Here is a 23,707-nt window from a genome sequence, read left to right as displayed (position 1 = left end):
TCTACAATACTACAATATGAGCTTAGCGATTAAGGTGCCTACCGTAGGCGAATCAATTACAGAAGTAACCCTTTCGAGCTGGAAAAAGAAAGACGGCGACCACGTTGAAATGGACGAGGTTATTGCCGAACTGGAATCAGACAAGGCTACTTTTGAGCTTACTGCCGAAAAAGCCGGTACTTTAAAAATCGTTGCCAACGAAGGCGATGTACTACCAATTGGTGCTGTTGTTGCCAATATTGAAGACGGAGGTGCTGAAACTGCTGCCCCAGCGGCACAGCCGCAGCCTGAAGTTGTAGCCAACGCACCTGCTCCGGCCCCTGTTGCTGCTGCCCCGGCTGCTGCATCAGCAGCGTCTGTTGAAATTAAAGTACCGCCGGTAGGTGAATCTATCACGGAGGTTACATTATCCCGGTGGATTAAGAAAGACGGCGAAGCTGTTGCTATGGATGAAGCCATTGCCGAACTGGAATCAGATAAAGCTACTTTTGAACTTACTGCCGAAAAAGCAGGTACATTAAAAACAATCGCTAAAGAAGGCGATGTATTAGCGATTGGTACCGTAGTTTGTACTATTGAAGGTGCGGGTGCTTCACAACCTGCAGTTACCCCGGTAACCCCGGCTGTAGTTAACGCTACCGATGAATCGCCACGTGGTGGTGCAGCTGCCGAAAGTGCTAAAACTTATGCCTCAGGTACGCCATCACCGGCTGCCGCCAAAATATTAGCCGAAAAAGGTGTTGATCCAAAATCAGTATCAGGTTCGGGTGTTGATGGCCGTATCACTAAAGGTGATGCCCTTGGCGCGCAAGTCCCTGCAGCTAAAACAGCTGCTCCTGCTGCTGCCGCTCCGGTTGCAACTTCTACAGGTGGTGCCAGGGACGAAAAACGGGAGAAAATGACTTCGTTGCGCAAAACCGTTGCTAAACGTTTAGTATCGGTTAAAAATGAAACGGCAATGCTTACTACCTTTAACGAGGTAGATATGCAGCCGATCATGGAATTGCGCGCTAAATACAAAGACAAATTCAAAGAAAAGCATAATGTTGGCTTAGGCTTCATGTCGTTTTTTACCAAAGCGGTTACAGAAGCTTTGAAAGACTGGCCGGCTGTTGGTGCACGTATTGAGGGTGAAGAGATCGTATACAGCAATTTTGCTGACATCTCCATTGCTGTATCTGCTCCTAAAGGCTTGGTTGTTCCTGTTATCCGCAATGCCGATAGCATGAGCCTTGCCGAAATTGAGAAAGCCATTGTGGTACTTGCCGGTAAAGCCCGCGAAAACAAACTGACTATCCCTGAAATGACCGGCGGCACATTTACCATTACCAATGGTGGTGTATTTGGTTCGATGTTATCGACGCCGATCATCAATGCGCCTCAATCGGCCATTTTAGGTATGCATAATATCATTGAGCGCCCGGTGGCAGTAAACGGCCAGGTTGTGATCCGCCCGATGATGTACCTTGCCCTGTCATATGATCACCGCATCATTGACGGTCGCGAATCGGTAAGTTTCCTGGTAAGGGTTAAACAATTGCTTGAAGATCCTGCAAGGTTGTTGTTAGGTGTATAACCCTGCAAAAACTTTATAAAAGAGATCCCGGTTGGTTTTCCCTTCCGGGATTTTTTTGTGTAATAGGTTTCGCAAGGTTTTGAAATTTGTCAGGTGATTAGAAGTAGCGACGAACCAAGTACAACTAATCTCTGACCTCCAACCTCTAATCTCTAAAACGAACTCTTCACCACCCTTTTTAGCACTAACAAATTTTGACCATTAAGGCTATAGCCACTAATGTTGTTTTGATAGAGGTTTACCAGTTTATCGTAGTATAATACCACAATGGGCGATTGCTCCATCACCAGGTTGTCCATCTGGCGGTAGAGGCCGAAGCGTTTTTCATCATCTTTTACCTGGTAAGTTTGTTCAAAAAGTTCATCGAACCTTTTATTGTTGAACCCGGTATAATTGGGGCCGAAGGGAATTTTATTTTTGGAGTAAAAAACTGAAAGGTAGTTTTCGGCATCAGGATAATCGGCTATCCACGAACCATAAAAAAAGTTGATGCCATTTTTGGAGATCAGTTCGCGCAGACTGGCGCCCTGGGTTATCTCCACATTTGTTTTTATGCCGATGCGTTCCAATTGGCCTTGTACATACTCAATTAAACTGCGGTAACCAACGGTGGTAGCCAGGGTAATTTCGGGCATGTTTTTACCATTCGGATAACCGGCGTCTCGGAGCAGGCAACGGGCTTTTTCCGGGTCGTATATATAACCTTTTACCCCGGTGCCGTTAAAGCCTGGCATGCCTTCGGGCACAAAACCTCCGTAGCCCGGTGTACCCATACTGTTACGGAGGTATTTGATCATCTTTTCGCGGTCGATGGCGTAGTTGATGGCCTGCCTGATCTTGAGTATTTTTAAAGGCGATTTTTTTACAATGGGCAAAGTGGTATCCACCAGCATGCCCAGGTAAATGGTGTTCAGGTAAGGAGCGGTATTGAGTATAAATTTACCTTTATATTTTTGCGTTACCTTGCCTGCTTTGGTGAGGATGTCATCGCGATAGCTGCCGTCGATATCATTCAAAAAATCGATATTCTTTTTTACAAACTCCAGAAACGAAGTCTGCTTATCAGCAATAAAGGTAGAACGGATGGCATCCAGGTAGGGGAGGCGGTTGCCTTTTTCGTCTTTTTCCCAGTAATGCTCGTTTTTTAAAAACACCAGTACTTCGCCTTCTTTCCAGTATTTAAACCTGAAGGGGCCGGTACCTACCGGGTGGCTCCTGAAGTCCTTGCCATAAAACTCAACCACTTCTTTGGGTACTACAGAACAATATTGTGCCGTGAGTAAGCTTAAAAAGGGAGCGAAAGGCTGCTTAAGCCTGATCTGGAAAGTACTGTCATTAGGTGCCATGAAGGCGCTTTTGCCCTTTACCTTATCACTGAAGATCCATGAGCCGGATGAAGCAACTTTAGGATCGATCAAACGACCGAAGCTATAGGCAAAATCTGAGGCCACTGCCTTTCGACCTGTACCGTTTGCAAAATGAGGATCGTCATGAAAATATACATCATTACGCAGATGGAAGGTATATAATAAACCATCAGCTGATGTTTCCCAGCTTTTAGCAATACAGGGAATGGTTTTTAAACTATCGTTGATCTGTACCAGGCCGTTATAAAGCTGGTTGTCCATCCAAATGGTATAATGATTACGGCAAAAGGCAGGATCAAGCGAGGTAAGGCCTTCTTCCAGATTGATATTAAAAACGGTTTTGTGCTGATCGGGAGAAGTATCCGTATGGCAGGAACAAAGCTGAATGGAGAATAATACAAAAAGGTAAGTGATCAGCTTATTCATTTAAGCTAATATATTAAATGTTGCGTTAGCTGTGTGAATGAATAGCTGATTATTACGCGGGGATGATTGATTGCCGGCGATGGCTAAAATTAAAATAGAAAAGTAAAACCAGTTCCTTTTGATGGCTTTTTCATTTCTTCAAACTTTTCAATTTCCTGATTGAGCAAAAAAGAATATTCACCTGCCATGAATTCACGAAATACTTCAATATTTTTCTGTTCGCGGGTATCAATCAGCGCCTGGATATAGGCTACTTTATTTTCACTCCGCACTATTGCCAATGGAAGATTATAATATGCCTGAATGTAGTTCATTAATAATCGCGAAGTGCGCCCATTGCCATCATAATAAGGATGTATGCTGACAAGATTGAAATGTGCATCAAAGGAAAGATTCAGCTGTTCAACAACAGATAAGGGGGAGCTGATGGATTCATTGAGCTTTTTTACCAGGTCATTTGTCAGGCGTTCCACTTTATCAAAATTGGGGAAATAGGAAATACCTGCAGTGACGTTGCCTTTCCGAAATGCTCCGGTTCGGGAATCCACGGTACCCAGCATAGTATTGTATACTTTGCCGGTATTCTTCATCACCAAAGCATTGATTTCCTGCAAAAGAGATACTGACAATGCTCTTTTTACTTTTGCATTTTCAATTGTAAAAAGGAGGGCCGCGTGATGATCTGTTACCATCAAGCTGTCTTCCAACGGCTTGCCGTTGGGCGTGCGCCCTTCGGTGATCAGCACTTGTGTTTCTACCTCTGTCAATGTTGAGCCTTCAATCCGTGTAGAGTGATGGTCAATAGAAATGAGGTTAAACCGGTTGTGGTCAATCACATCAGCTATGCCAAGATCGTTGTATTTCTTTATCAGGTTAACTATTTCCATCGTTTCAACAACGCGAAAATACTTATAAGTTTTTACATAGTGGTTCAGTTGCCTGGCACCGGTAAACCTGGCAACTGAATTTAATTTTACTACGCATCAATACCGGTCAATCCCTTATAAAAATGTTTGGCATAACCTGCTATCAGCACATCGTGATCATTCCCGTTAATAATATGGCGGGCGTTGATCCAGTCGGCATGGGTGGCGTCAAAATATTTGCCTAAGCCAACGCCGGTAAACATGCCTTTTGTCATACCTTCAATCATAATATTGGCGGCTATATCAGGTTGAAGCGCCAATTCGGGATGGTTAAGCAGGTCGAGATGTAAATGCTTGCCCATGGCGTCATAGTTCTCGTACCAGGTTAATTGTACAAAACCGCGGCCATAATAAAGCTGATCGGGCGTTGTATAAGGGATACGGTGACCAGGCCCCCCGCCCATTTTAAATTTTTCGCCATAGGGATGACCTTTACCCTTGCCAAATTCATTTATCGGCTGCATAGTGCCTGCGCATTCATGGTAAACGGTGCCTAACATGTAGGCTACCTTACGCTGATCGGTAACGCCGGCATCAGCTGCGGCCTTTAAAATGGCTTCGATACCATCAATCTGGCTTTGTGAAATGTGCCCTTTAAATACAGACGCACGGATAGTGTCATAAAATTCTTTTGTACCTGGCATGATAATGAAATTTAGGTATTAGTAATAAAATTAACTGCTGTAAACGGATGTTTCAGATTAAAAAGGTATGGAAGATTTAGGTAAATATAAATATTCACGTTTGGAATACCAAGGCTGATATTCAAAGAGTTGGGCCAGGATTTTCAAGCCAATTCCGGCATTGGTTGAAAAGGCCTAAAAAAGGAATACGTTTATAAAGCAAATTTTAAAGTGCCCGTTTTATTACACGGGCACTTTAAATTAAAACCGCTCTTTTAAAAACTTGCCCGTATAGCTGTCTTTTTGTTTTAGAAGGTCTTCAGGAACGCCCTCAAATACTACTTTACCACCGCGGTCGCCGCCTTCCGGGCCAATATCGATAACCCAGTCTGCACATTTGATCACATCCATGTTATGCTCAATAACAATGATGGTATTGCCATGATCAAGCAGGGCATCAAATGATTTCAGCAGTTTTTTAATATCAGCAAAGTGCAAACCGGTAGTAGGTTCGTCAAAAATAAACAATGTTTTATTGGTGTTGTTGCCTTTCACCAGGAATGAAGCAAGTTTAATACGCTGGGCTTCGCCCCCTGATAAGGTATTTGACGACTGCCCTAACTGAACATATCCCAAACCAACATCAACCAGCGGTTTTATTTTGGCGATGATCTTTGGCTCTTTGGCAAAAAACTCGACAGCCTCGTCAATGGTCATGGCCAGGATCTCCGATACGTTTTTTTCTTTGTATTGGATATCTAAAATATGCTGCTTAAAGCGATGTCCCCCGCAGGTTTCGCAGGTAAGAAAGATATCTGCCATAAATTGCATCTCTATCTTAACTTCACCTTCACCCTGGCAAACATCGCAGCGGCCGCCTTCAACGTTAAATGAAAATGCGGAGGGTTTTAGCCCGGCGGCTTTTGCTGCCGGCTGAGCGGCGTACAGGTTGCGGATCTCGTCCCAGGCCTTAACATAAGTAACCGGGTTTGAGCGCGATGAACGGCCTATCGGGTTTTGGTCAACCAGTTCAACCTGTTCAATTTTGCTGTAATCGCCATCAATGGCATCATATGAGCCTGTTTGTTCGCCCGAATAATTACCTAAGGCCTTTTGAACGGCGGGGGCAAGGATACGTTTTACCAAACTGGTTTTACCCGAGCCGGATACGCCGGTAACAACAGTAAGCACGCCTAATGGAAATTTGGCGGTGACATGTTTCAGGTTGTTTTCGCGCGCACCTTTTATTTCAATAAAATCATGCCATTTGCGGCGGCTTGACGGGATAGCTATTTCCTCGCGACCGCTCAGATATTTACCGGTGAGGCTTTTATCGTCTTTTATAATTTCATTATAAGTACCGGTAAAAATCAGCTCCCCGCCATGGGTACCGGCTTCGGGGCCAATATCAATAATGTGGTCGGCAGCTTTCATGATCTCTTCCTCATGCTCAACAACCAATACGGTGTTGCCCACATCGCGGAGGGATTTTAATACGGTGATCAGCCTTTGGGTATCACGCGGATGCAAACCGATGCTTGGCTCATCCAAAACATACACTGAACCTACCAGGCTGCTGCCCAATGACGTAGCGAGGTTGATACGCTGCGACTCACCACCTGATAGTGTATTTGATAAACGATTGAGCGTTAAATAGCTCAAGCCCACATCGTTTAAAAAGCCGAGGCGGTTGGTTATTTCCATCAGCAAGCGTTTACCGATTTTGGCATCCGTTTCACTGAGTTCAAGCGATTTAAAAAATTCAAAGGTTTTATCCAGCGGCATCAGTACCACATCGGTTATCGACTTTTCATTGATCTTTACGTAGGAGGCATCCATTCGTAAACGGCTGCCCTTACATTCCGGGCAGGTAGTTTTGCCCCTGTATCGCGACAGCAAAACACGGTATTGGATCTTATACGTTTGTTCTTCCATTTCCTTGAAAAATTCATCAAGACCACGGAAAAACTTATTGCCGGTCCAGAGCAGGCGCTGCTCTTTTTCGGTTAGCTGATTATATTGACGGTGGATAGGGAAGTCGAACTTTAAGGCATGTCTTACCAGCGCATCGTTCCATTCGCGCATTTTTTCGCCGCGCCACGGGGCGATAGCGCCCTCGTAAATGGATTTACTTTTATCTGGAATAACCAGGTCTTCATCAATACCGATCACCTTGCCGTAACCTTCGCATTTTTTACAAGCGCCATACGGATTATTAAAGCTGAAGAAGTTTGGCGTAGGCTCTTCAAACTTCAATCCGTCTAACTCAAAACGGTCGCAAAAAAAGCGCTCATGCTCGGTATCGTTGTCAGGTTCCTGGAAACGAACAAAACAATCGCCCTTGCCTTCAAAAAAAGCAGTTTGTATGGAGTCGCCTAAACGGCTAATGGTTTCGTCTTCCTCATTTTTGGTAACGCGGTCAACAACTATGCGTACTGCAATTTGCTCATCAATTTCGGTAGTTTCTGCAGCGGCTTTTTTTGTCTTTGTTTTTTTGATCTCGACTGTTGGTTCAGCCGCCATTAAAGGAACGTTCTCTACTGTTTCATCCTCTAATAAAGATTCGATACGCGAAAGTTTGCCATTGTATTCAACACGAACAAAACCTTTTTGCATCAATACTGCAAGCTCTTCTTTAAGGCTCCGGTTGTTGTGCGGGTGCAATGGAGCAAGAATGGTTACCTGGGTTTCGTTAGGCAATGAAAGCACAAAGTTAACCACATCGGTCACTGAGTCTTTTTTTACGATATTGCCTGATATGGGCGATATCGTTTTACCGATACGTGAAAAAAGCAGTTTTAAATAATCGTAGATCTCGGTTGATGTACCAACAGTTGAACGTGGGTTTGAGGTAATTACCTTTTGCTCAATAGCTATGGCCGGTGCAATGCCTTTAATATAATCAACATCGGGCTTGTTCATTCGGCCCAAAAACTGGCGGGCGTATGATGAAAGGCTTTCCACATAGCGGCGCTGGCCTTCGGCGTACAAAGTATCGAAAGCGAGTGATGATTTGCCCGAACCCGACATGCCGGTAACTACCACCAGTTTGTTTTTGGGAATAGCCACATCAAGGTTTTTAAGGTTGTGCACCCTTGCGCCTTTTATAATAATATGCTTTTGCGGATCTTTTGCTGCTTCTTTACTCATTCTATTGAATTAGTTCATAGTTGATGGTTGATGGATCATAGTAGTACGCTTTGCAGGTTAGTGGCAAAATTTATACCATGAACCATGATCTATTAACCATGAACTTTTTGCGAATGCAAAAATCCTAAAATATTTAGCAGAATCCAAATGAGTTTTGATTGTTTATTGGATTAAACTACGTGAAATATTGGAGTTTACAGTTTGCTGACTTTTTAAAACTTAATGTTGTTTTAACAACTACTTTTTAAAAAATTTATTTTGGCGAATGATTAAACCTTCGGTATTAAAAATAAGTCTAACGGAAGCGTACCAAATAAATGATGGTTTTACAGGTAATTATGCCGATTAATAGTAAAGTAGGACGCAAAAAAAAAAATTTTATTTGTTTTTTTGCCAATAATTTATTTTATTTGAGCGAACAAATCTTTAACCCCTAAGGAGCACGCTATAGAATATACTTTACTTTAAAAGGTTTTAACTAAAAATTAAGTTTTAAGTAGTACTTTCTATGGATTTTCAATTGAAGAGTGATCAGGATCTAATCCATCTATATGTAGCTGGCGACGAAGCCGGTTTAGTAGAATTGATAAGGCGTTACCAATCAAAAATATATACTTCTATTTACTTGCTGGTAAAAGACGAATACCTTGCCGAAGATATTTTTCAGGATGCATTTATAAAGGTGATAAACACCCTTAAAGCCGGTAAATATAATGAAGAAGGTAAATTTTTGCCCTGGGTAACCCGTATTGCACATAACCTGGTGATTGACCATTTTCGCCGTGAAAAACGTGCGCCTATGATCAGCAATGGCGATGATTTCGATATTTTTGAAGTGCTTGGTAATTATGACGAAAGTACCGAGGACAAGATGGTTAGGGATCAAACCCATAAAGATCTTAAAGCACTGATCCAGCTGCTTCCATCCGAACAAAAGGAGGTGCTTATTATGCGCCACTTTGGTGATATGAGTTTTAAAGAGATTGCCGATATTACCGATGTTAGTATCAATACCGCCCTTGGCCGTATGCGCTATGCCCTTAATAACCTCCGCAAAATGATGCAGAGCAAAGAGCTTAGCCTGAAAAATTAGTTTTTCAGTATAAGAGTTTAGCAATAAAAGGTTAGAATATTATTGTTTAGGTTAAACTGGATAATAATATTCTAACCTTATTTTTTGTATAAAATTCTGATATTGTTTCATTAGTTGCTGATATAAAGTTATTTACTGTTGCAATAACGTAATTCATAGCTTCCGGCAGCTAATTTCTTTAAATAAAAATTTCATTTAATTTTCATTTAACAAAATATTATCTTTAAGCCACCGTTATAAACCATATAAAAATTATAGTAAAATAAGCTTATGGATGAAACCTTTACAAAAACGTTAAATGCATTAGCTAACGAAGCTGAAATGAACAGGAACGCACAAGAAAATCTGGACGCCGACGAAGTGATTTTTTACAATTCAATTCGTGCTGATTTGGACCTGCTGATCAGGAAACCAAAAGTGCAAACCATACACCAGATCCTGGATTATTCAAAAAGCTTACGTTAGTATTTATTGCGGATTCCCCACTGGTTCATAGATCATGATTGTTGAAAAGGTTACCGATGCGAATCGAAAAACCAAAACCCAATAAGTGATTTATGAACCTTTCTATTTTAAGATGGCTTATGGTTGATGGATCATAGTTCATGGTTTTTTATTGTTGTGAATATCTATACTTTTGGACAGGATCGCCATTGCGTTAAGCTGGGTGCTTGAGCCATGATCCATGAACTATCAACCATGAACTAAAAATGTTAAAAGCCGAACGCTATCGCCATTTTGTTGATTATTTTTCTAAAAACCAGCCTAACCCGGTTACTGAGCTGCACTATAGTAATCCATTTCAGTTATTGGTGGCCGTTATACTTTCGGCACAGTGTACTGATAAACGGATTAACCAGGTAACGCCGGCACTGTTTGAGCGTTTTCCTACTCCGCAAGATCTGGCTGCTGCAACATCCGACGAAGTTTTTGCATACATCCGGTCTGTAAGTTATCCTAATAATAAAGCCAAACATTTGGTAGGCATGGGCAAAATGCTCGTGGAAGTTTTTAACGGCGAAATACCTTCGGGGATAGAAAATCTGCAAAAATTACCAGGTGTAGGCCGCAAAACAGCCAATGTGATCGCTTCGGTTATTTTTGAAGAACCGGCCATGGCTGTTGATACGCATGTTTTTAGGGTGGCCAACCGCATTGGCTTAACTAATAATGCCCGTACCCCGTTGGCGGTTGAAAGGCAACTGGTCCAAAATATTCCTAAAGAATATATAGGTGTTGCACATCACTGGCTTATATTGCATGGGCGCTATATTTGTTTGGCGCGCAGCCCTAAATGCGATATTTGTCCGCTAACGTGGTTTTGTCGCTATTATGAGCGCAATAATACGGAAGCCGCGCTGCAAAGGCTTGAAGCTGCAAAACTTAAGAAGGCCAAAGATGCTAAAAAGAAAAAGGCCCTTAATATTATAGATAAAGAGTTGAAGAAGCGGAGTGTGGATAAAGGTTGATTAGGTGGGTAGTTGATTAAGTGAATAGTTGGTTATCTTCGCCAATACTAACCTAATCAACTACTCATTTAATGAACCATTCACTATAAAAATAAATTACTAAAAAAATTAGTATTTTTAAAAAAAATGTAATTATATTTGTTGAAGAAATTAATACGATGGCTAACATAGATAAAAATAGCGCTGATAAATTGAAGGCATTACAGCTTACGTTAGATAAGCTGGAAAAATCATACGGTAAAGGCACCATCATGAAATTGGGCGAATCCGTAGTTGAACAAACTGAAGTAATATCAACCGGCTCATTAGGGCTTGATATTGCTTTGGGAGTTAACGGTTTGCCTAAAGGAAGGATCATTGAGATCTACGGACCTGAATCATCAGGTAAAACAACTTTGGCTATCCATGCCATTGCCGAATCGCAAAAGAACGGTGGTATTGCCGCCTTTATTGATGCGGAGCACGCTTTCGATCGTTTTTATGCCAAGAAATTAGGCGTGGATGTTGAAAACCTGCTGATCTCCCAGCCTGATAATGGTGAACAGGCACTGGAAATTGCCGATAACCTGATCCGTTCGGGCGCTATTGATATTTTGGTTATCGACTCTGTTGCGGCATTGGTTCCTAAAGCCGAGATAGAAGGCGAAATGGGCGATTCAAAAATGGGCCTGCATGCACGTTTAATGTCACAGGCATTACGTAAGCTAACCGGCACTATCAGCAAAACAGGATGCTGCTGTATCTTTATTAACCAGCTGCGCGATAAGATCGGTGTTATGTTTGGTAACCCTGAAACTACTACCGGTGGTAATGCATTGAAATTTTATGCTTCGGTACGTTTGGATGTACGCCGAATCTCCCAAATCAAAGACACCGATGAGGTTTCCGGTAACCGCGTAAAGGTTAAGATAGTTAAGAATAAAGTTGCCCCTCCGTTCCGTGTAGCCGAGTTTGATATCATGTTTGGCGAAGGTATTTCAAAGGCCGGTGAGATCATTGACCTGGGTGTTGAATACAACATTATTAAAAAAGCAGGCTCATGGTTTAGCTATGGCGAAACCCGTTTAGGCCAGGGCCGAGATGCTGTTAAACAACTGATCCTTGATAACCCAGAGCTACAGGAAGAGTTGGAAAATAAGATTAAAGAAACGGTAACCGGCGAAAGCATGGAAGAAGTTTAATCGTGATTATACTATATACTAATCTTTAAAGTGATTTAATGAATATATAAGAAAGCTTCCTGTAAGGAGGCTTTTTTTGTAAAATATAAACTGCCGCGGGTTTAGCGCAGCGTAACCCGTGGCAGTACTATGTTAGCAATTGTTCCCGTTTTTCCGCAAAAAGAATATCTTTATCACTACATAAACCGGAAAAAGCTATGGGATCATCAAAAGAGATTGTTACAAATATGTTTGCTTCAGGTGGTATTACCGTGAATGGCAATAACTCATGGGACTTACAGGTACACAATCCTAAATTGTATGATCGTGTGCTGGCAGGAGGGTCCTTGGGTTTTGGGGAAGCCTACATGGAAGGCTGGTGGGATTGTGAAGCGCTTGACGAATTCTTTTTCCGCGTCCAGTATCACCGGGTTGATAAAATGATCCCGCGCGACTTAAATACGCTTAAATACTTTCTCAAGGCAAAATTTAGTAATCAGCAAACCAAATCAAAAGCTAAAGAGGTTGCACATAAGCATTATGATATTGGTAACGACCTTTTTGAGTTGATGCTTGATAAGCGGATGATATACTCCTGTGCCTATTGGGAAATTGCACAAACATTGGATGAGGCCCAGGAAGCTAAGCTTGATCTGATTTGCCGCAAACTAAAATTGGAACCCGGCATGAGCTTGCTTGATATAGGCTGCGGATGGGGCGGTCTTCTTCAATATGCAGCCGAAAAGTATGGCGTAAAAGGAATAGGTGTAACCCTTTCAGAAGAGCAGGCCATTATTGCAAAGGAGATTAACAAAGGTTTACCTGTGGAGATCAGGGTGCAGGATTATCGCGATGTACACGAAAAATTCGACAGGATAGTTTCTGTGGGGATGCTTGAACATGTTGGCTACCGTAATTATCGCATCTTTATGGAAAGGGTAAACGAAAATTTAGCAGATGACGGTATTTGCCTGCTTCATACCATAGGCGGTAATTACTCAACTAAAGTTACCGATCCCTGGATTGCGAAATACATATTTCCGAATGGGATGCTGCCATCTGCAGCACAGCTCTCAACGGCCTGGCAGGGCCTATTTATTTTGGAGGATTGGCATAACTTCGGCGTATATTACGACCGAACCTGTATGGAATGGCGTAAAAACTTTGAGCAAAGCTGGCCGCAGCTTAGCGTTAAATATGGTGATACCTTTTACCGCATGTGGCGCTACTATCTTAGTGCAAGCGCTGCATCCTTCCGCTCAAGAAAAAACCATTTATGGCATATTGTTTTAACCAAACCAAAGCATCTGGGATTGTACAAATCAATAAGATAAGCCCCTTCTTTTTCATTATCAAATAAATGACGTAAAAGTACGTATTCAATAAACGTGTTTTTACTTAATTGAAAATCAAGTATTTGGATTTACTTTATTGTATTTTAGGAAATTTCCAAAATACATACAATATGTTGCCATCACGTTTGAACAGGCCCCTGTATTTTTATAGGAAGCTTATCCCTTCTGTTTTAATCTCATTAATGCTGTGCAGTTGTTACACGGCCCGTGTCGAAACAAAGGCGCAGGCTGGGTCAGAGGTATCGCACCAGAATGTAAACTTCTTTTTTTGGGGGGCTATCCAAAGCCCCAAGCGAATCGTTACTCCTATATGTGATTCCCTTGGCTCCAATGGTATGGCCGAAGTTACGGTGAAGAATAATTTCGGTTATTCCTTGCTTACTGTTGTAACCTTAGGTATCTGGAGCCCTGCAAGGGTAGAGTGGAAATGCGGTAAACCTTGCGCCAAAGATGGCGTAATCAAATAAGCGGCTATGAAAGTTATTAAAACAGGGGTCAGCAGCTGGGAAAACCGGCACGAAACTTTTACCGAGCAAATTAAAGATCTGTATGAATTGGGCAACGAAGACAATCTTGATGCCCTTGAAGGTTATAATGACGCTACCAAAGGGCTTCAAAACCTGATTAAAGAAGCTATTGAGACCGGTACCCCATTGCGATCATTAGGCGCAGGCTGGTCATGGACAAAAATAGCCACCGTTAAAGATGGTGTAATGCTGGATACCAAACCCCTTAACACCAGGTTTACTGTTGCCGATACTGCGGTTAACCCGGCTTATACAGGCAACAAGGACCACCTGCTTTTTGCACAAAGCGGCAACGGCATCTGGGAGCTTGGCGCATTTCTGAAAAACAGGGGCTTGTCACTCAAAACTTCCGGTGCCAGTAATGGGCAAACTATAGCTGGTGCAGTGAGTACAGGAACTCACGGCTCGGCGTTTGACTTTGGTGCTACACCAGATTTTGTAGTAGGGCTCCATATTGTAATAAGTCCCGACAGGCATATTTGGCTGGAAAGGGCTTCGGCTCCTGTTGTGGCACAACGGTTTGTTGATCTGCTGCAAACAGAACTGGTACAGGATGATGAACTTTTCAATGCCGCTTTGGTAAGTTTTGGGAGCTTTGGTATCATCCACGGCGTACTAATGGAAACAGAACCCCTGTTTTTGTTAGAAACTTATGTGCAACGGTTACCTTATGATGCCGAACTTCAGGGTATGATGGCAACACTTGATTTTAGCGATACCGATAAGCTGCCATGCGGTAGCGAACGCCCCTGTCATTTTTCGGTGCTGCTTAACCCGTACGATCTGGACAAGGGGGCCTTTGTAACCACTATGTATAAGCGCCCGTATCGTACCAACTACCAGCCGCCGGTTGATAATGCGGCAGGGATTGGTCCGGGAGATGATGCTGCCAGTTTTATAGGTACTATAACTGATGCCGTACCTGCTTTGGTTCCGGTTGTAGTTACCAAGGTATTAAATACCAGCATGACAACTAATACTGATCCCCATTTTGGTACGCTGGGCGAAATTTTTAGCAATACTACATTAAGAGGCAAGCTGTTGAGTTCTGCCATTGGTTTCCCGGCAGAGCTTTCGCCAAGGGTTGCCGATTTGATGTTGAAGATCAATAAAGATATCGGCCCTTTCAGCGGTGTATTTTCATTCAGGTTTGTTAAGCAAACCAAAGCCACATTGGGCTTTACCCGGTTTGAACATACCTGCATTATGGAGTTGGATGCACCGCTATCAGACAAAGCTTATAACTTTTATACCCAGGTTTGGCTGATGCTTGAGCATGAAAATATCCCCTTTACATTTCATTGGGGCAAAGCCAACGAAATTACCCCGCAACGCATCCAAAGAATGTATGGCAATGCAGCCACCCGGTGGATCAACGCCCGGAAAACCCTGCTCAATGCCGATTGCCAGAAAGTTTTTACCAATCAAATTACGCAGCAATGGGGGCTGGCCTGAAATATGTAAATCCGGCGAAGGCAGTAATATACTGTCTGCTCTTTGTATGTTGCTTTGTGGTGAAGTTGAAAGCCCAGACCACCGGGCAGGTCATCGATGAGATAAAAGCGATAAACAATAAAGTAACCAATTGGCCTAATAGTAACGGACAGGGAATGTTGATCTCCAACAAGGCCATGAACATTTTCCTGTCAAATAAAATGAGTTCTTATCTCTCGGGTAACGAAGATCTTTCCCTCTATAAAAACTATGTTAATATCAATGCCGCCGAAGGGATGATCAGCATCAATCATAATTTTCACCAACCGGTTGATAGCGATGATTGGGTAAGATCATTTGTTGTAGCAGGAGCAAGGGTAAATATCGCCAACGCATATTCGGCAAAAAGTGCTAACAGGTATTATGATAATCAACTGGGTTTTACCATTCAAAAAACCTGGATGGGAAAACCGAAAACTTATTATATAGCAAACGGTGATTTCAAAAAGGAGATGGATGCTGCCCGGGCATTAATGGTAAATACAATCGCTCAAAGTATCAACAAAAAAGCTGAAGAGTTTGAGCAATCTCTTAATGCTTTAAAGCAGGAGGAGGTACCGGGCCAGAATCTAACTCAGGTTAAAAGCAAACTCCGCAAAACCTTTTATGCTTCGCTTCGGGCAGATTATTTGCAACAATTTTTTGAACAGCAATCAGAACTATTGGTCAATACAGGCAATTATGACCTGATAACCGATAACTGGACAAGCCTGGGCGTTTATATCCCGGTTATCCCACAAAAATTTATGGTAAGCAATGATGTTAATACACAGGTTAACAAACATTATAACTACCCGCTCGAATTATTTGTAAGTCATACCCGTTTCTGGGAAAGCCCCAAATTGGGCAGGTTCTTTTTAACTTTTGCCGGTAAAGGTTTTGTGAATAACGCGGTACAAAGCGGTTCCTTATTTAGTGCTGATGTAACAGGGGCACAGGGACTGGATGGAACAAATACCGTCACCATAAATAAAGGCGACCGGTACATAGGCCAATATAAAAACTTTATAACACCCCTCGCGGCAGGCAAGTTGGTGTATATCCCCGGAACCTCACATGTTGGCATTTGCTTCCGCATCGAAAAAAATTGGGGGCCTTATAAAGCACTTAACTCCATCATCGGCATCCCGATTGTATTGATCGATAAAAAAGGAGTCCCGGCCGTAAATTTTGAAGCACAACTTTTGCTTCAGGACATGAATAACTCCTTAAAAAATACCCGACTGCCTTACAATAAAACAGCAATCGGGTTAACGGTAGGGATCCCGTTTAGTAAAATTGTTTACTAAACCAGCTTACTCATCTCCTCCAAAACCACTCTTTTTAAAGCCATAATGTAACCGGTATGCAAGCCATCATGAAATGGCACAAAACGGATTGCTTCTTCTATATTGCTCAAGGCAACACCATAACGAGTCGTCATCGGTTGATAGTTTGAGAAAATACCCATCTGGTAATCTTCCTCCATTTTATCAACAGTTGAAATAAGCAGCTCTTTAACTTCGGCTATGTCATCAGCATTGATAAAGCTCTGCGGCTTTGTTTCGGGACGGTAGGGGGTATAGTATTTGTCATCAACCACAATAGGTACACCTGCGCGGGTATAGCAAATACCTTGCTGGCCCGAAATAAGGTGCGCCAGGTTCCAGATCAGGTTGTTATTAAACCCTGCGGGGATGTGGTTAAGTTGTTCGGAGCTAAGATCTTTAACAACGTTTAACAGCATCAGGCGCGGTTTTTTGATAACCTCAAATTCTTGTTTCATTTTATATTGGATGGGTTAAGGCCTTACAGCTGCGCTAAATTATGAAGATTGTGGTATGTTTTTCGTCAAATTATCACATCGCCGTTGCCAACGTTTTATGGCTTATATCTTTTATCATACCTTTGCCCATTCATTTACTCATCCATTTTAATGCAGGATACCTCTTTAAATAGCGCGCCGGTAAAATATAACAAGCCAATAATTTATTTTTTACTGTTGTGGGCTTTGCTAAATGCCGTACAGGCATTTACCCTGGAGATCCATGCGGATGAGGCCTACTATTGGGTTTATTCGCGTTTTTTAGACTGGGGGTATTATGACCATCCGCCTATGGTGGCCGTTTTCATTAAAGCAGGTTACAGTCTCATACATAATGAATTTGGAGCGAGGCTCTTTACGGTGATCAGCACAACTGCATCTTTATACCTGATGTGGATGATGTTAAAGCGTTACAGGGTTGATGTCATCAACTTTATACTGGTGGTTTCGGGCATCTTTGTATTCCATATTTATGGTTTTACCACCACACCTGATGCTCCTTTGCTGTTTTTCACGGTGCTGTTCCTGTATTTTTATCAGCAATATATTGAACAGGACAGCTTAAAACTGGCCATTATATTGGGCGTGGTGATAGCCTGCCTGCTGTATAGTAAGTACCATGGCATTTTGTTGGTTGCTTTCACGCTTGTATCTAATATAAAATTGCTTAAGCGAGGGTCTTTTTACGGAATTGTGCTGCTGGCGCTGGCTTTGTATGCACCGCATATCCTGTGGCAGGTAAACCACGATTATCCGTCAATAAGCTATCACCTTAGCGAACGTTCGGCCGATGACTACCAGTTGGATAATACCTATTTATATCCATTGGGGCAATTGATAATGGCCGGGCCGCTGATTGGCTGGTTCCTTTTTTATAAAGGGTTTACAACTAAGATACAAGATGTTTTCACCCGCACCCTGCTCGTAAACAGCGCGGGCATTTTAGCATTCTTTTTTCTTACCTCCTTTAAAGGTGAAGTACAACTCCATTGGACGCTTATCGCTTACGTACCGCTAAGCATGCTGGTGCTTATCAGTTTTGCTAAGCCGGGAGGCAAACCTGTTTGGTTTAACCGTTTGGCGGTGATCAACGTCAGCCTGATTTTGCTTGTTCGTATCTGTATTATCTGGGGGCCTCCGTTCTTGCTAAAGATCGATGCCATGAAAAGCTTTTTCGGCTTTAAGGATTGGGCGCATCAGATCAAACAAAAGGCTGGCGACAATTATGTGATTTTTTATGAAGGTTTTCAGGATCCGTCCAAATACAATTTTTATAATAACACCACCCGTGGGCTTGCCTATGATTCGCGGCATTATCGCCGTACCCAGTATGATATCTGGCCTATAGAGGACAGCGTTCAGCATAAAAAAACTTATTATGTACTGGATGTTTGGTTGCCCGGTGTAACAACCGATTCCATTAACGTATTTGCCGGTAAATGGTATGGCGGATGGGTGGATGACACACGCACCTATCAGCGGGTTGAATTTGAAACACTTGCTCCCAAAGAAGCCCTTAGTCCGGGCCAAAAAATAGATTTCGATCTTACGGTTAAAAATCCTTATCCATTCGCTATTGATCTCAGTAATAAAAATCAAAAGCACCCTGTATTTTTTGAAGCCTGCTTTTTTAAAAAGACAGATCAGATCACTAATCAAAAGGCAGATGATTCATTCCATAACATTGCCCTAAAGCCGGGCGAAAGCACTCATTTTAAATTTAACGTAACAGCACCGGAGCAGCCTGGCAGATATCAACTCATTTTTTCATTGCGTACCGAACCATTTTTTGGCGGACGTAACAGTAAGAGCATCAACATTACAGTAAAATAATAAATCGACTATGTTTAAACGGATATACCTTTTTGTCTTTTTTTCGATCATAACCACCACTGCAGCCCTTGCACAGGGCAGTCTTGATATCCATTTTAATGGCTTGGGTTTTATGGATAACCGGGAGTACAAAGATTTTGTTGCCCGCTCACGCACCTATTCGGGCGTACGTACCGCGCTTGACCTGGGTTTGAATATCGACAGCGTGAACCACTTTATTGTAGGGGTTAACGGCATTCATGAGTTTGGTGCAAAACCATACTTTTTAAAAGTTAACCCCGTTGCCTATTACAGCTTTACCGGTAAAAACTGGCTGTTCAATGCCGGTGCTTTCCCGCGCGAAGGTTTGCTGGACGATTATCCACGGGCTCTACTGAACGATACTTTGCGCTACTATCGCCCCAATGTTGAGGGTTTGCTTACGCGTTTTCATAATGCCCACTTTACCGAAACTGCCTGGATTGACTGGGTAAGCCGCCAAACCGTTACCGACCGCGAGCAGTTTCTGTTCGGCTTTTCGGGCAAATATCGGCCAAGCTTAACAGGGCCCTTTTATGTATCGCACTATTTTTTGCTGATGCATGATGCAGGCGCCGAGGTGCTTTTACCAAACGACCATATCCAGGACAATGGCGGCGGACAAATAAGATTAGGTTTAGACTTAAGTCATAAAACCATTTTAGATTCGTTATCTATTGAGGCAGGCGGCATGATGTCGTTTGAGCGGGTTAGGGGTGTTGATGGTTTTCATAAACCTGCCGGCTTTGTAGCCAATGCCTATTTAAGCTGGAAACGTTTTGCCTTGTTTGATGAATTTTACAAAGGCCAGGGTAGCCATATTATTTACGGCGATGCCTTTTTTGAAAAGAAAACTTATAACCGTTTGGATATTATTTACACGCCGTTTTTATACAAGCGTGTAAAAGGACAATTTATATTAAGCCTGCACCAAACACCGGGCTACAGCAGCAACCAGGAAGCCTTCAGGGTAACGGTTGACCTGGGCCGACAGACTTTGGTGAGGTTTAAAGATTAGTGAAGTTATGTGTAGAGACGCATTACATGCGTCTTTGCCTTAAATAAAATGACAGATCCTGCAAATTTCTGTCGCAAAAAGAGACGCATCACATGCGTCTCTACAATAATGTTAACCTTTATAACACACATATATATCATCCATGCAATTAAAAAAACAACTATTAATTTTTGCAGTATTACTGCTGGCGGTACCTGCAAGGCTGCTGGCACAAGACAACCAGTTTTCGGGCTGGGCGGCTATTTTTCACAGCCAAAAATTATCCGAACATTGGGGCTATTCGTTCGATGGGCAATTGCGCTCGCATGATGAGGTAAGTTACCTAAAGCATATCCTGCTTCGTCCCTCGGCTAATTATTATTTTGCCAAAAACAAGGTAGGGGCCTTGGGTTATGCCTACATAGCTACCTATGGCCGCACTCCAGGTAACGAAACAACATTTCGCCCGGAACACCGTATCTGGCAGCAGTACACATATACCCATAAGCTTACCAAGCATGTGCAATTGGCACACCGTTTTAGGTTAGAGCAGCGTTTTTTAGGGAATACCGCTGCTAATAAAAATGATCGGTATTTTGCCCAGCGTTTCAGATATTTTGCCCGCGCGGTGATCCCGATGAAGCCTGACTCGGACGTGTTTACAGAAGGTGCTTTCCTCGCCCTGCAAAACGAGGCTTTTGTAAACGTTCAAAATAAGAATAAAGTTAATAAACACTTTTTTGATCAAAACCGTGCTTATGTAGCGGTTGGCTACCGCTTTAGCAAATCATTTGACGCCGAAGCTGGTTATCTTAATCAATACATTAAACAAGCCGATGCTTATGTGGTAAATCACGTAGCGCAGCTGGCTTTTTATACGAGATTTTAAGACCAAAAAATTCCCCTCTTGAGAGGGGGCGCGGAGGAATGAGCGGTAGCAGGGGTGTGTTTCTGCTGTAGATTTATCAAAGCAGAGACACACCCCTACACCCCTCTCAAGAGGGGAATCGCACACCCCCAGCTTTTTAGAATCTTACTTCCCAACAAAAAAACCTTGCCAATATCACTGGCAAGGCTTTTTTGTTTGGGGATTATATTGAGTTAAAATGATCACTTCTTCGCCTGTGCAATCAACTCATTATTTAAACGTACGTACTCATCTGTTTTCATATCGGCTGCCATTTTTGCACCTTCCTGGGCTGTAGCTATTGCTGCAGCTTTATCACCTTTTTTCAATAAGATCCGGGCTTTCCATAGTTTGGGCACAAACGGCGGAAAGTTCTTGTCTTTTTCCAATTCGGTAGCCCAGGCTAAGGCTTTGTCCATATCTTTATTATTGTTGTAGTAATAGATCAAAGCTTCATAGTATGGCTTTTTATCTGTATTCATGGCCGAGTCAATTCGGGCCATTACTTTGGCATCGATATCGGTGGTCATGTGGATCGTGAAACCGCTATGCTCCCACATCATCTGCAAATCGCATGTAGTTGCCGCTACATTGCTGAACGCGAGGGTCATGGTTTCTGTTAAAACCTTAAGGTGTTCTGTTTTTACTTTAAACCGCAAAAAATCATCAGCTTCCTTATAGTTATACGCGCCCCATTGTTTAGGTTGTTTGCTAAGGATGATAGTCCACTCGTTTTCGCCGGGGATGCTGAACAGGCCATACTCGCCCGCCGGGATCTTGTTGCCCTCCATACTTACCTCGTCGGTAAATTTAATTACCGTGGCCGAATTGGCCCCCGTGCGCCAAACTTTTCCGTAAGGTTCCATGCCTCCAAATATTTTACGGCCTCTTACATCCGGACGGGAGTAAACCAGGCTGATTTTGCCGAGGCCGAAATCCTGCACAATACTTTGTGTTGAACTGGGTTGCGGCGTTAACTGCGCATAAACATTTACCGCAGTAAAGATCATCATCGTGATGATACAGGTAAATAACTTTTTCATGATTAAGTGTGTGGTGGTTATATAAGATTAATAATTGGTGTGCTACTTTTTATCGGCAGTGAATGTACCCGCGTCAACATCTTTTAAAAAGGCAATGAGATTTTTGAAATAGTTTTGCTGATCATCATACATACTCATGTGGCTGCCGTTAGGGCACAGGTAAGTGCGGCTGTTGGGCAGCAGGCGACCTTCTTTTTTCATGTCTTCGGGGTTCATTTCATCGTGTACGCCGCCTAAAACAAGGGTAGGCTTTTTTATATCCTGTAGTTTGTCCCAAAATTCCCATCCTTTAAAATTGCCGGTTACGTGAAACTCGTCAACGCCCTGCATTTGTATGTATATGGTATGATTAGCTTTTTTAAAGGCACGCCATAAAGGTTCGGGCCAGCTCTCTAATGGAAGCCTGCAGATCACCTGGGTATATAGTTTATTCATCAACAGGTCGTTGTATTGAGGCGAGTCGTATTGTTTAAGCCTGTCTAACGAATCAAATACAGTGATATCACGCGGCGTAAAAAACTTCTTCTTCAACTCAGCGGCATAGGCAACATAGCCTTTAATACCGGCTGTCATGTTTGATAATACCGCACCCTTAACGTGCGATTGGTATTTGTGCAGATATTCCATAGCCAGCATACCGCCCCATGAATGTCCGAGTATGTAAAAATTATCAAGCCCTAATCCTTTACGCACTTCTTCAACCTCTTCAACATAACGCGGAATGTTCCATAATGAGGTATCAGCAGGAGCATCCGAATTACCACAGCCAAGCTGATCATAATAATAAAACTCAATGCCCTCCTTCGGCAGAAAATCCTCAAAGCATTCCATATAGTCGTGTGAAAAGCCCGGACCGCCATGCAGTAGCAGCACTTTTATTTTACCGTCGCCAACTTTTTTCGTCCATACGTTATATTTACCGGCAACTTTAATGAGCTTATTCCCGCCGGTTTTTATTTCGTAAGGAGTGTTTGATGATTCAGTTGCGGTATCCGCCCCTGGTTTTGACGGATTGTTGCATGCGCAAAAGCAGGCAGCAATCAGGACGAAGAATAGCTTTTTCATGGTTAGCGATAGGAATGGTGGAGGTGATTATTTTAGATAAAGATAATAAGAAGCTAACTAAATTAGCTTCACTGGATATACAAAAAAAGCGTCATTGCTTTATTAATTGCAATGACGCTTCTAAATACTTAAAGAGGTTGCTTCTTTGGGGAGGATAAGTGAGGTTTATATCCTCTCGATATCTCCGCTACCTGCTTTTGAGCTTGAAATATTTTTAGCACCGCCGGTGTAATGCACATCGCCTGAGCCGCTTACGGATGCTTCAATTTTGTTGCTGGCGTTGATGGTAGCATCGCCCGAACCAGCTATGTGCACTTCGGTGTTAATGGTGATCAGGTCTCGGGCGGTAAAATCACCGGAGCCTACAACATTTACTCTTGAATTATCGGCACGGCCCGAAAGTTTCATATCACCAGAGCCTGAAATGCTGCTGTCCAGGTTTTTAGCATTCACTTTGCCCAGCATATCGCCCGAGCCAACAACTTTTAATTTTAATGAGGTGGTGGTGATGCCTTCTTTAAAATAAACATCGCCGGAGCCGGCAACGTTAATGCTGGTCATATCTTTAGCTACCACATGTACAATCATTTTACGGCTGCGGCCAAAGCTCCAGCTATCCCAGTTGGTGCCTTTTTTACTGTAAATCTTCAATACACCGCCCTGCACTTCGGTAATGATCTTGTCGATAACATCTGAAGGCGCTTCAACTTTTACCGATTCGTTTGAGCCCTGTGTAAAGTAAACGTCAAAAGAGCCTGCCAGGTCAATAGCGCTGAAGCCCGATAAATGACGGTCTTGCGTGGTTTGGTCGGCGTGTTTAACAATTGGGTTTACTGTTTTTGCCGATGCGTAACCTGTAGTTCCTGCTGCCAAT

The 23,707-nt window shown here is 42.7% G+C and carries 20 protein-coding genes; 12 read left to right on the top strand and 8 right to left on the bottom strand.

Annotated elements, in window-relative coordinates; translation table 11 throughout:
* Positions 1-16: 16 nt before the first annotated feature.
* Positions 17-1,576: a 2-oxoglutarate dehydrogenase complex dihydrolipoyllysine-residue succinyltransferase gene (gene odhB, locus IEX80_RS16440; RefSeq protein ID WP_090534394.1), complete on the top strand. Its 1,560-nt coding sequence runs from the start codon at positions 17-19 to the stop codon at positions 1,574-1,576.
* 152 nt (positions 1,577-1,728) lie between these two features.
* On the opposite strand, the gene IEX80_RS16435 is transcribed toward odhB, so the two are convergent.
* The 4 genes from IEX80_RS16435 to uvrA all read right to left on the bottom strand — a co-directional run bounded on the left by IEX80_RS16435 (position 1,729) and on the right by uvrA (position 8,068).
* Positions 1,729-3,369, bottom strand: coding sequence for an ABC transporter substrate-binding protein (locus IEX80_RS16435; protein WP_090534396.1), 1,641 nt, complete (start codon positions 3,367-3,369; stop codon positions 1,729-1,731).
* A gap of 89 nt (positions 3,370-3,458) precedes the next feature.
* Positions 3,459-4,256, bottom strand: coding sequence for a Fic family protein (locus tag IEX80_RS16430; protein WP_090534398.1), 798 nt, complete (start codon positions 4,254-4,256; stop codon positions 3,459-3,461).
* A gap of 89 nt (positions 4,257-4,345) precedes the next feature.
* Positions 4,346-4,939, bottom strand: a complete 594-nt coding sequence (locus IEX80_RS16425) for a glycoside hydrolase family 19 protein (protein WP_090534400.1) — start codon at positions 4,937-4,939, stop codon at positions 4,346-4,348.
* A gap of 240 nt (positions 4,940-5,179) precedes the next feature.
* Entirely contained in the window at positions 5,180-8,068 is a 2,889-nt protein-coding gene (gene uvrA, locus IEX80_RS16420) for an excinuclease ABC subunit UvrA (RefSeq protein ID WP_188833485.1), read from the bottom strand.
* A gap of 508 nt (positions 8,069-8,576) precedes the next feature.
* Here uvrA and IEX80_RS16415 point away from each other — a divergent pair.
* The 8 genes from IEX80_RS16415 to IEX80_RS16380 all read left to right on the top strand — a co-directional run bounded on the left by IEX80_RS16415 (position 8,577) and on the right by IEX80_RS16380 (position 16,455).
* Positions 8,577-9,161 (top strand): RNA polymerase sigma factor, encoded by a 585-nt coding sequence (locus tag IEX80_RS16415; protein ID WP_090534404.1) that lies wholly within the window; start codon positions 8,577-8,579, stop codon positions 9,159-9,161.
* Positions 9,162-9,431: 270 nt separating this feature from the next.
* A complete protein-coding gene (locus IEX80_RS16410) occupies positions 9,432-9,626 on the top strand; it encodes a hypothetical protein (protein ID WP_090534406.1) in 195 nt (64 codons plus the stop codon).
* Between the two features lie 245 nt (positions 9,627-9,871).
* Positions 9,872-10,630, top strand: a complete 759-nt coding sequence (gene nth / locus IEX80_RS16405; RefSeq protein ID WP_188833484.1) for an endonuclease III — start codon at positions 9,872-9,874, stop codon at positions 10,628-10,630.
* A 158-nt stretch (positions 10,631-10,788) separates the two neighbouring features.
* On the top strand, positions 10,789-11,811 hold the full coding sequence (gene recA, locus IEX80_RS16400; protein WP_090534412.1) for a recombinase RecA: 1,023 nt from the start codon (positions 10,789-10,791) through the stop codon (positions 11,809-11,811).
* A 197-nt stretch (positions 11,812-12,008) separates the two neighbouring features.
* On the top strand, positions 12,009-13,124 hold the full coding sequence (gene cfa / locus IEX80_RS16395; RefSeq protein WP_176627852.1) for a cyclopropane fatty acyl phospholipid synthase: 1,116 nt from the start codon (positions 12,009-12,011) through the stop codon (positions 13,122-13,124).
* Positions 13,125-13,327: 203 nt separating this feature from the next.
* A complete protein-coding gene (locus tag IEX80_RS16390) occupies positions 13,328-13,612 on the top strand; it encodes a Bor/Iss family lipoprotein (RefSeq protein WP_143020878.1) in 285 nt (94 codons plus the stop codon).
* Positions 13,613-13,618: 6 nt separating this feature from the next.
* On the top strand, positions 13,619-15,127 hold the full coding sequence (locus IEX80_RS16385) for an FAD-binding protein (protein WP_188833482.1): 1,509 nt from the start codon (positions 13,619-13,621) through the stop codon (positions 15,125-15,127).
* Complete coding sequence (locus tag IEX80_RS16380) at positions 15,112-16,455, top strand: hypothetical protein (protein ID WP_188833481.1); 1,344 nt, start codon at positions 15,112-15,114, stop codon at positions 16,453-16,455. The genes IEX80_RS16385 and IEX80_RS16380 overlap by 16 nt, the downstream gene beginning before the upstream one ends.
* Here IEX80_RS16380 and IEX80_RS16375 read toward each other — a convergent pair.
* Complete coding sequence (locus IEX80_RS16375) at positions 16,452-16,931, bottom strand: DinB family protein (protein ID WP_188833480.1); 480 nt, start codon at positions 16,929-16,931, stop codon at positions 16,452-16,454. The two genes, IEX80_RS16380 and IEX80_RS16375, sit on opposite strands and share 4 nt — an antisense overlap.
* 150 nt (positions 16,932-17,081) lie before the next feature.
* Between IEX80_RS16375 and IEX80_RS16370 the strand changes: the two genes are divergently transcribed.
* The 3 genes from IEX80_RS16370 (at position 17,082) to IEX80_RS16360 (ending at position 20,707) form a co-directional block, all read left to right on the top strand.
* Positions 17,082-18,803, top strand: coding sequence for an ArnT family glycosyltransferase (locus tag IEX80_RS16370; protein WP_188833479.1), 1,722 nt, complete (start codon positions 17,082-17,084; stop codon positions 18,801-18,803).
* A gap of 10 nt (positions 18,804-18,813) precedes the next feature.
* Entirely contained in the window at positions 18,814-19,839 is a 1,026-nt protein-coding gene (locus tag IEX80_RS16365; protein ID WP_090534425.1) for a lipid A deacylase, read from the top strand.
* A 142-nt stretch (positions 19,840-19,981) separates the two neighbouring features.
* Positions 19,982-20,707 carry a DUF2490 domain-containing protein gene (locus tag IEX80_RS16360; protein ID WP_188833478.1) on the top strand — a complete coding sequence of 242 codons (726 nt, stop codon included), beginning with the start codon at positions 19,982-19,984 and terminating at the stop codon, positions 20,705-20,707.
* A 221-nt stretch (positions 20,708-20,928) separates the two neighbouring features.
* Here the strand turns inward: IEX80_RS16360 and IEX80_RS16355 are convergent, their stop codons facing one another.
* From IEX80_RS16355 to IEX80_RS16345, 3 genes are all read right to left on the bottom strand, one after another.
* Positions 20,929-21,768, bottom strand: a complete 840-nt coding sequence (locus tag IEX80_RS16355; protein ID WP_188833477.1) for a DUF2911 domain-containing protein — start codon at positions 21,766-21,768, stop codon at positions 20,929-20,931.
* Positions 21,769-21,810: 42 nt separating this feature from the next.
* Entirely contained in the window at positions 21,811-22,833 is a 1,023-nt protein-coding gene (locus IEX80_RS16350) for a proline iminopeptidase-family hydrolase (RefSeq protein WP_188833476.1), read from the bottom strand.
* A 165-nt stretch (positions 22,834-22,998) separates the two neighbouring features.
* Positions 22,999-23,707: head GIN domain-containing protein (locus IEX80_RS16345; protein WP_308421697.1), on the bottom strand; the 709-nt coding region annotated here is incomplete at its 5' end.

Source organism: Mucilaginibacter rubeus (assembly GCF_014643835.1).
Taxonomy (GTDB): domain Bacteria; phylum Bacteroidota; class Bacteroidia; order Sphingobacteriales; family Sphingobacteriaceae; genus Mucilaginibacter; species Mucilaginibacter rubeus.
Note: the sequence above shows the minus strand (reverse complement) of the source record. Positions and strands in the feature narration are given on the sequence as shown.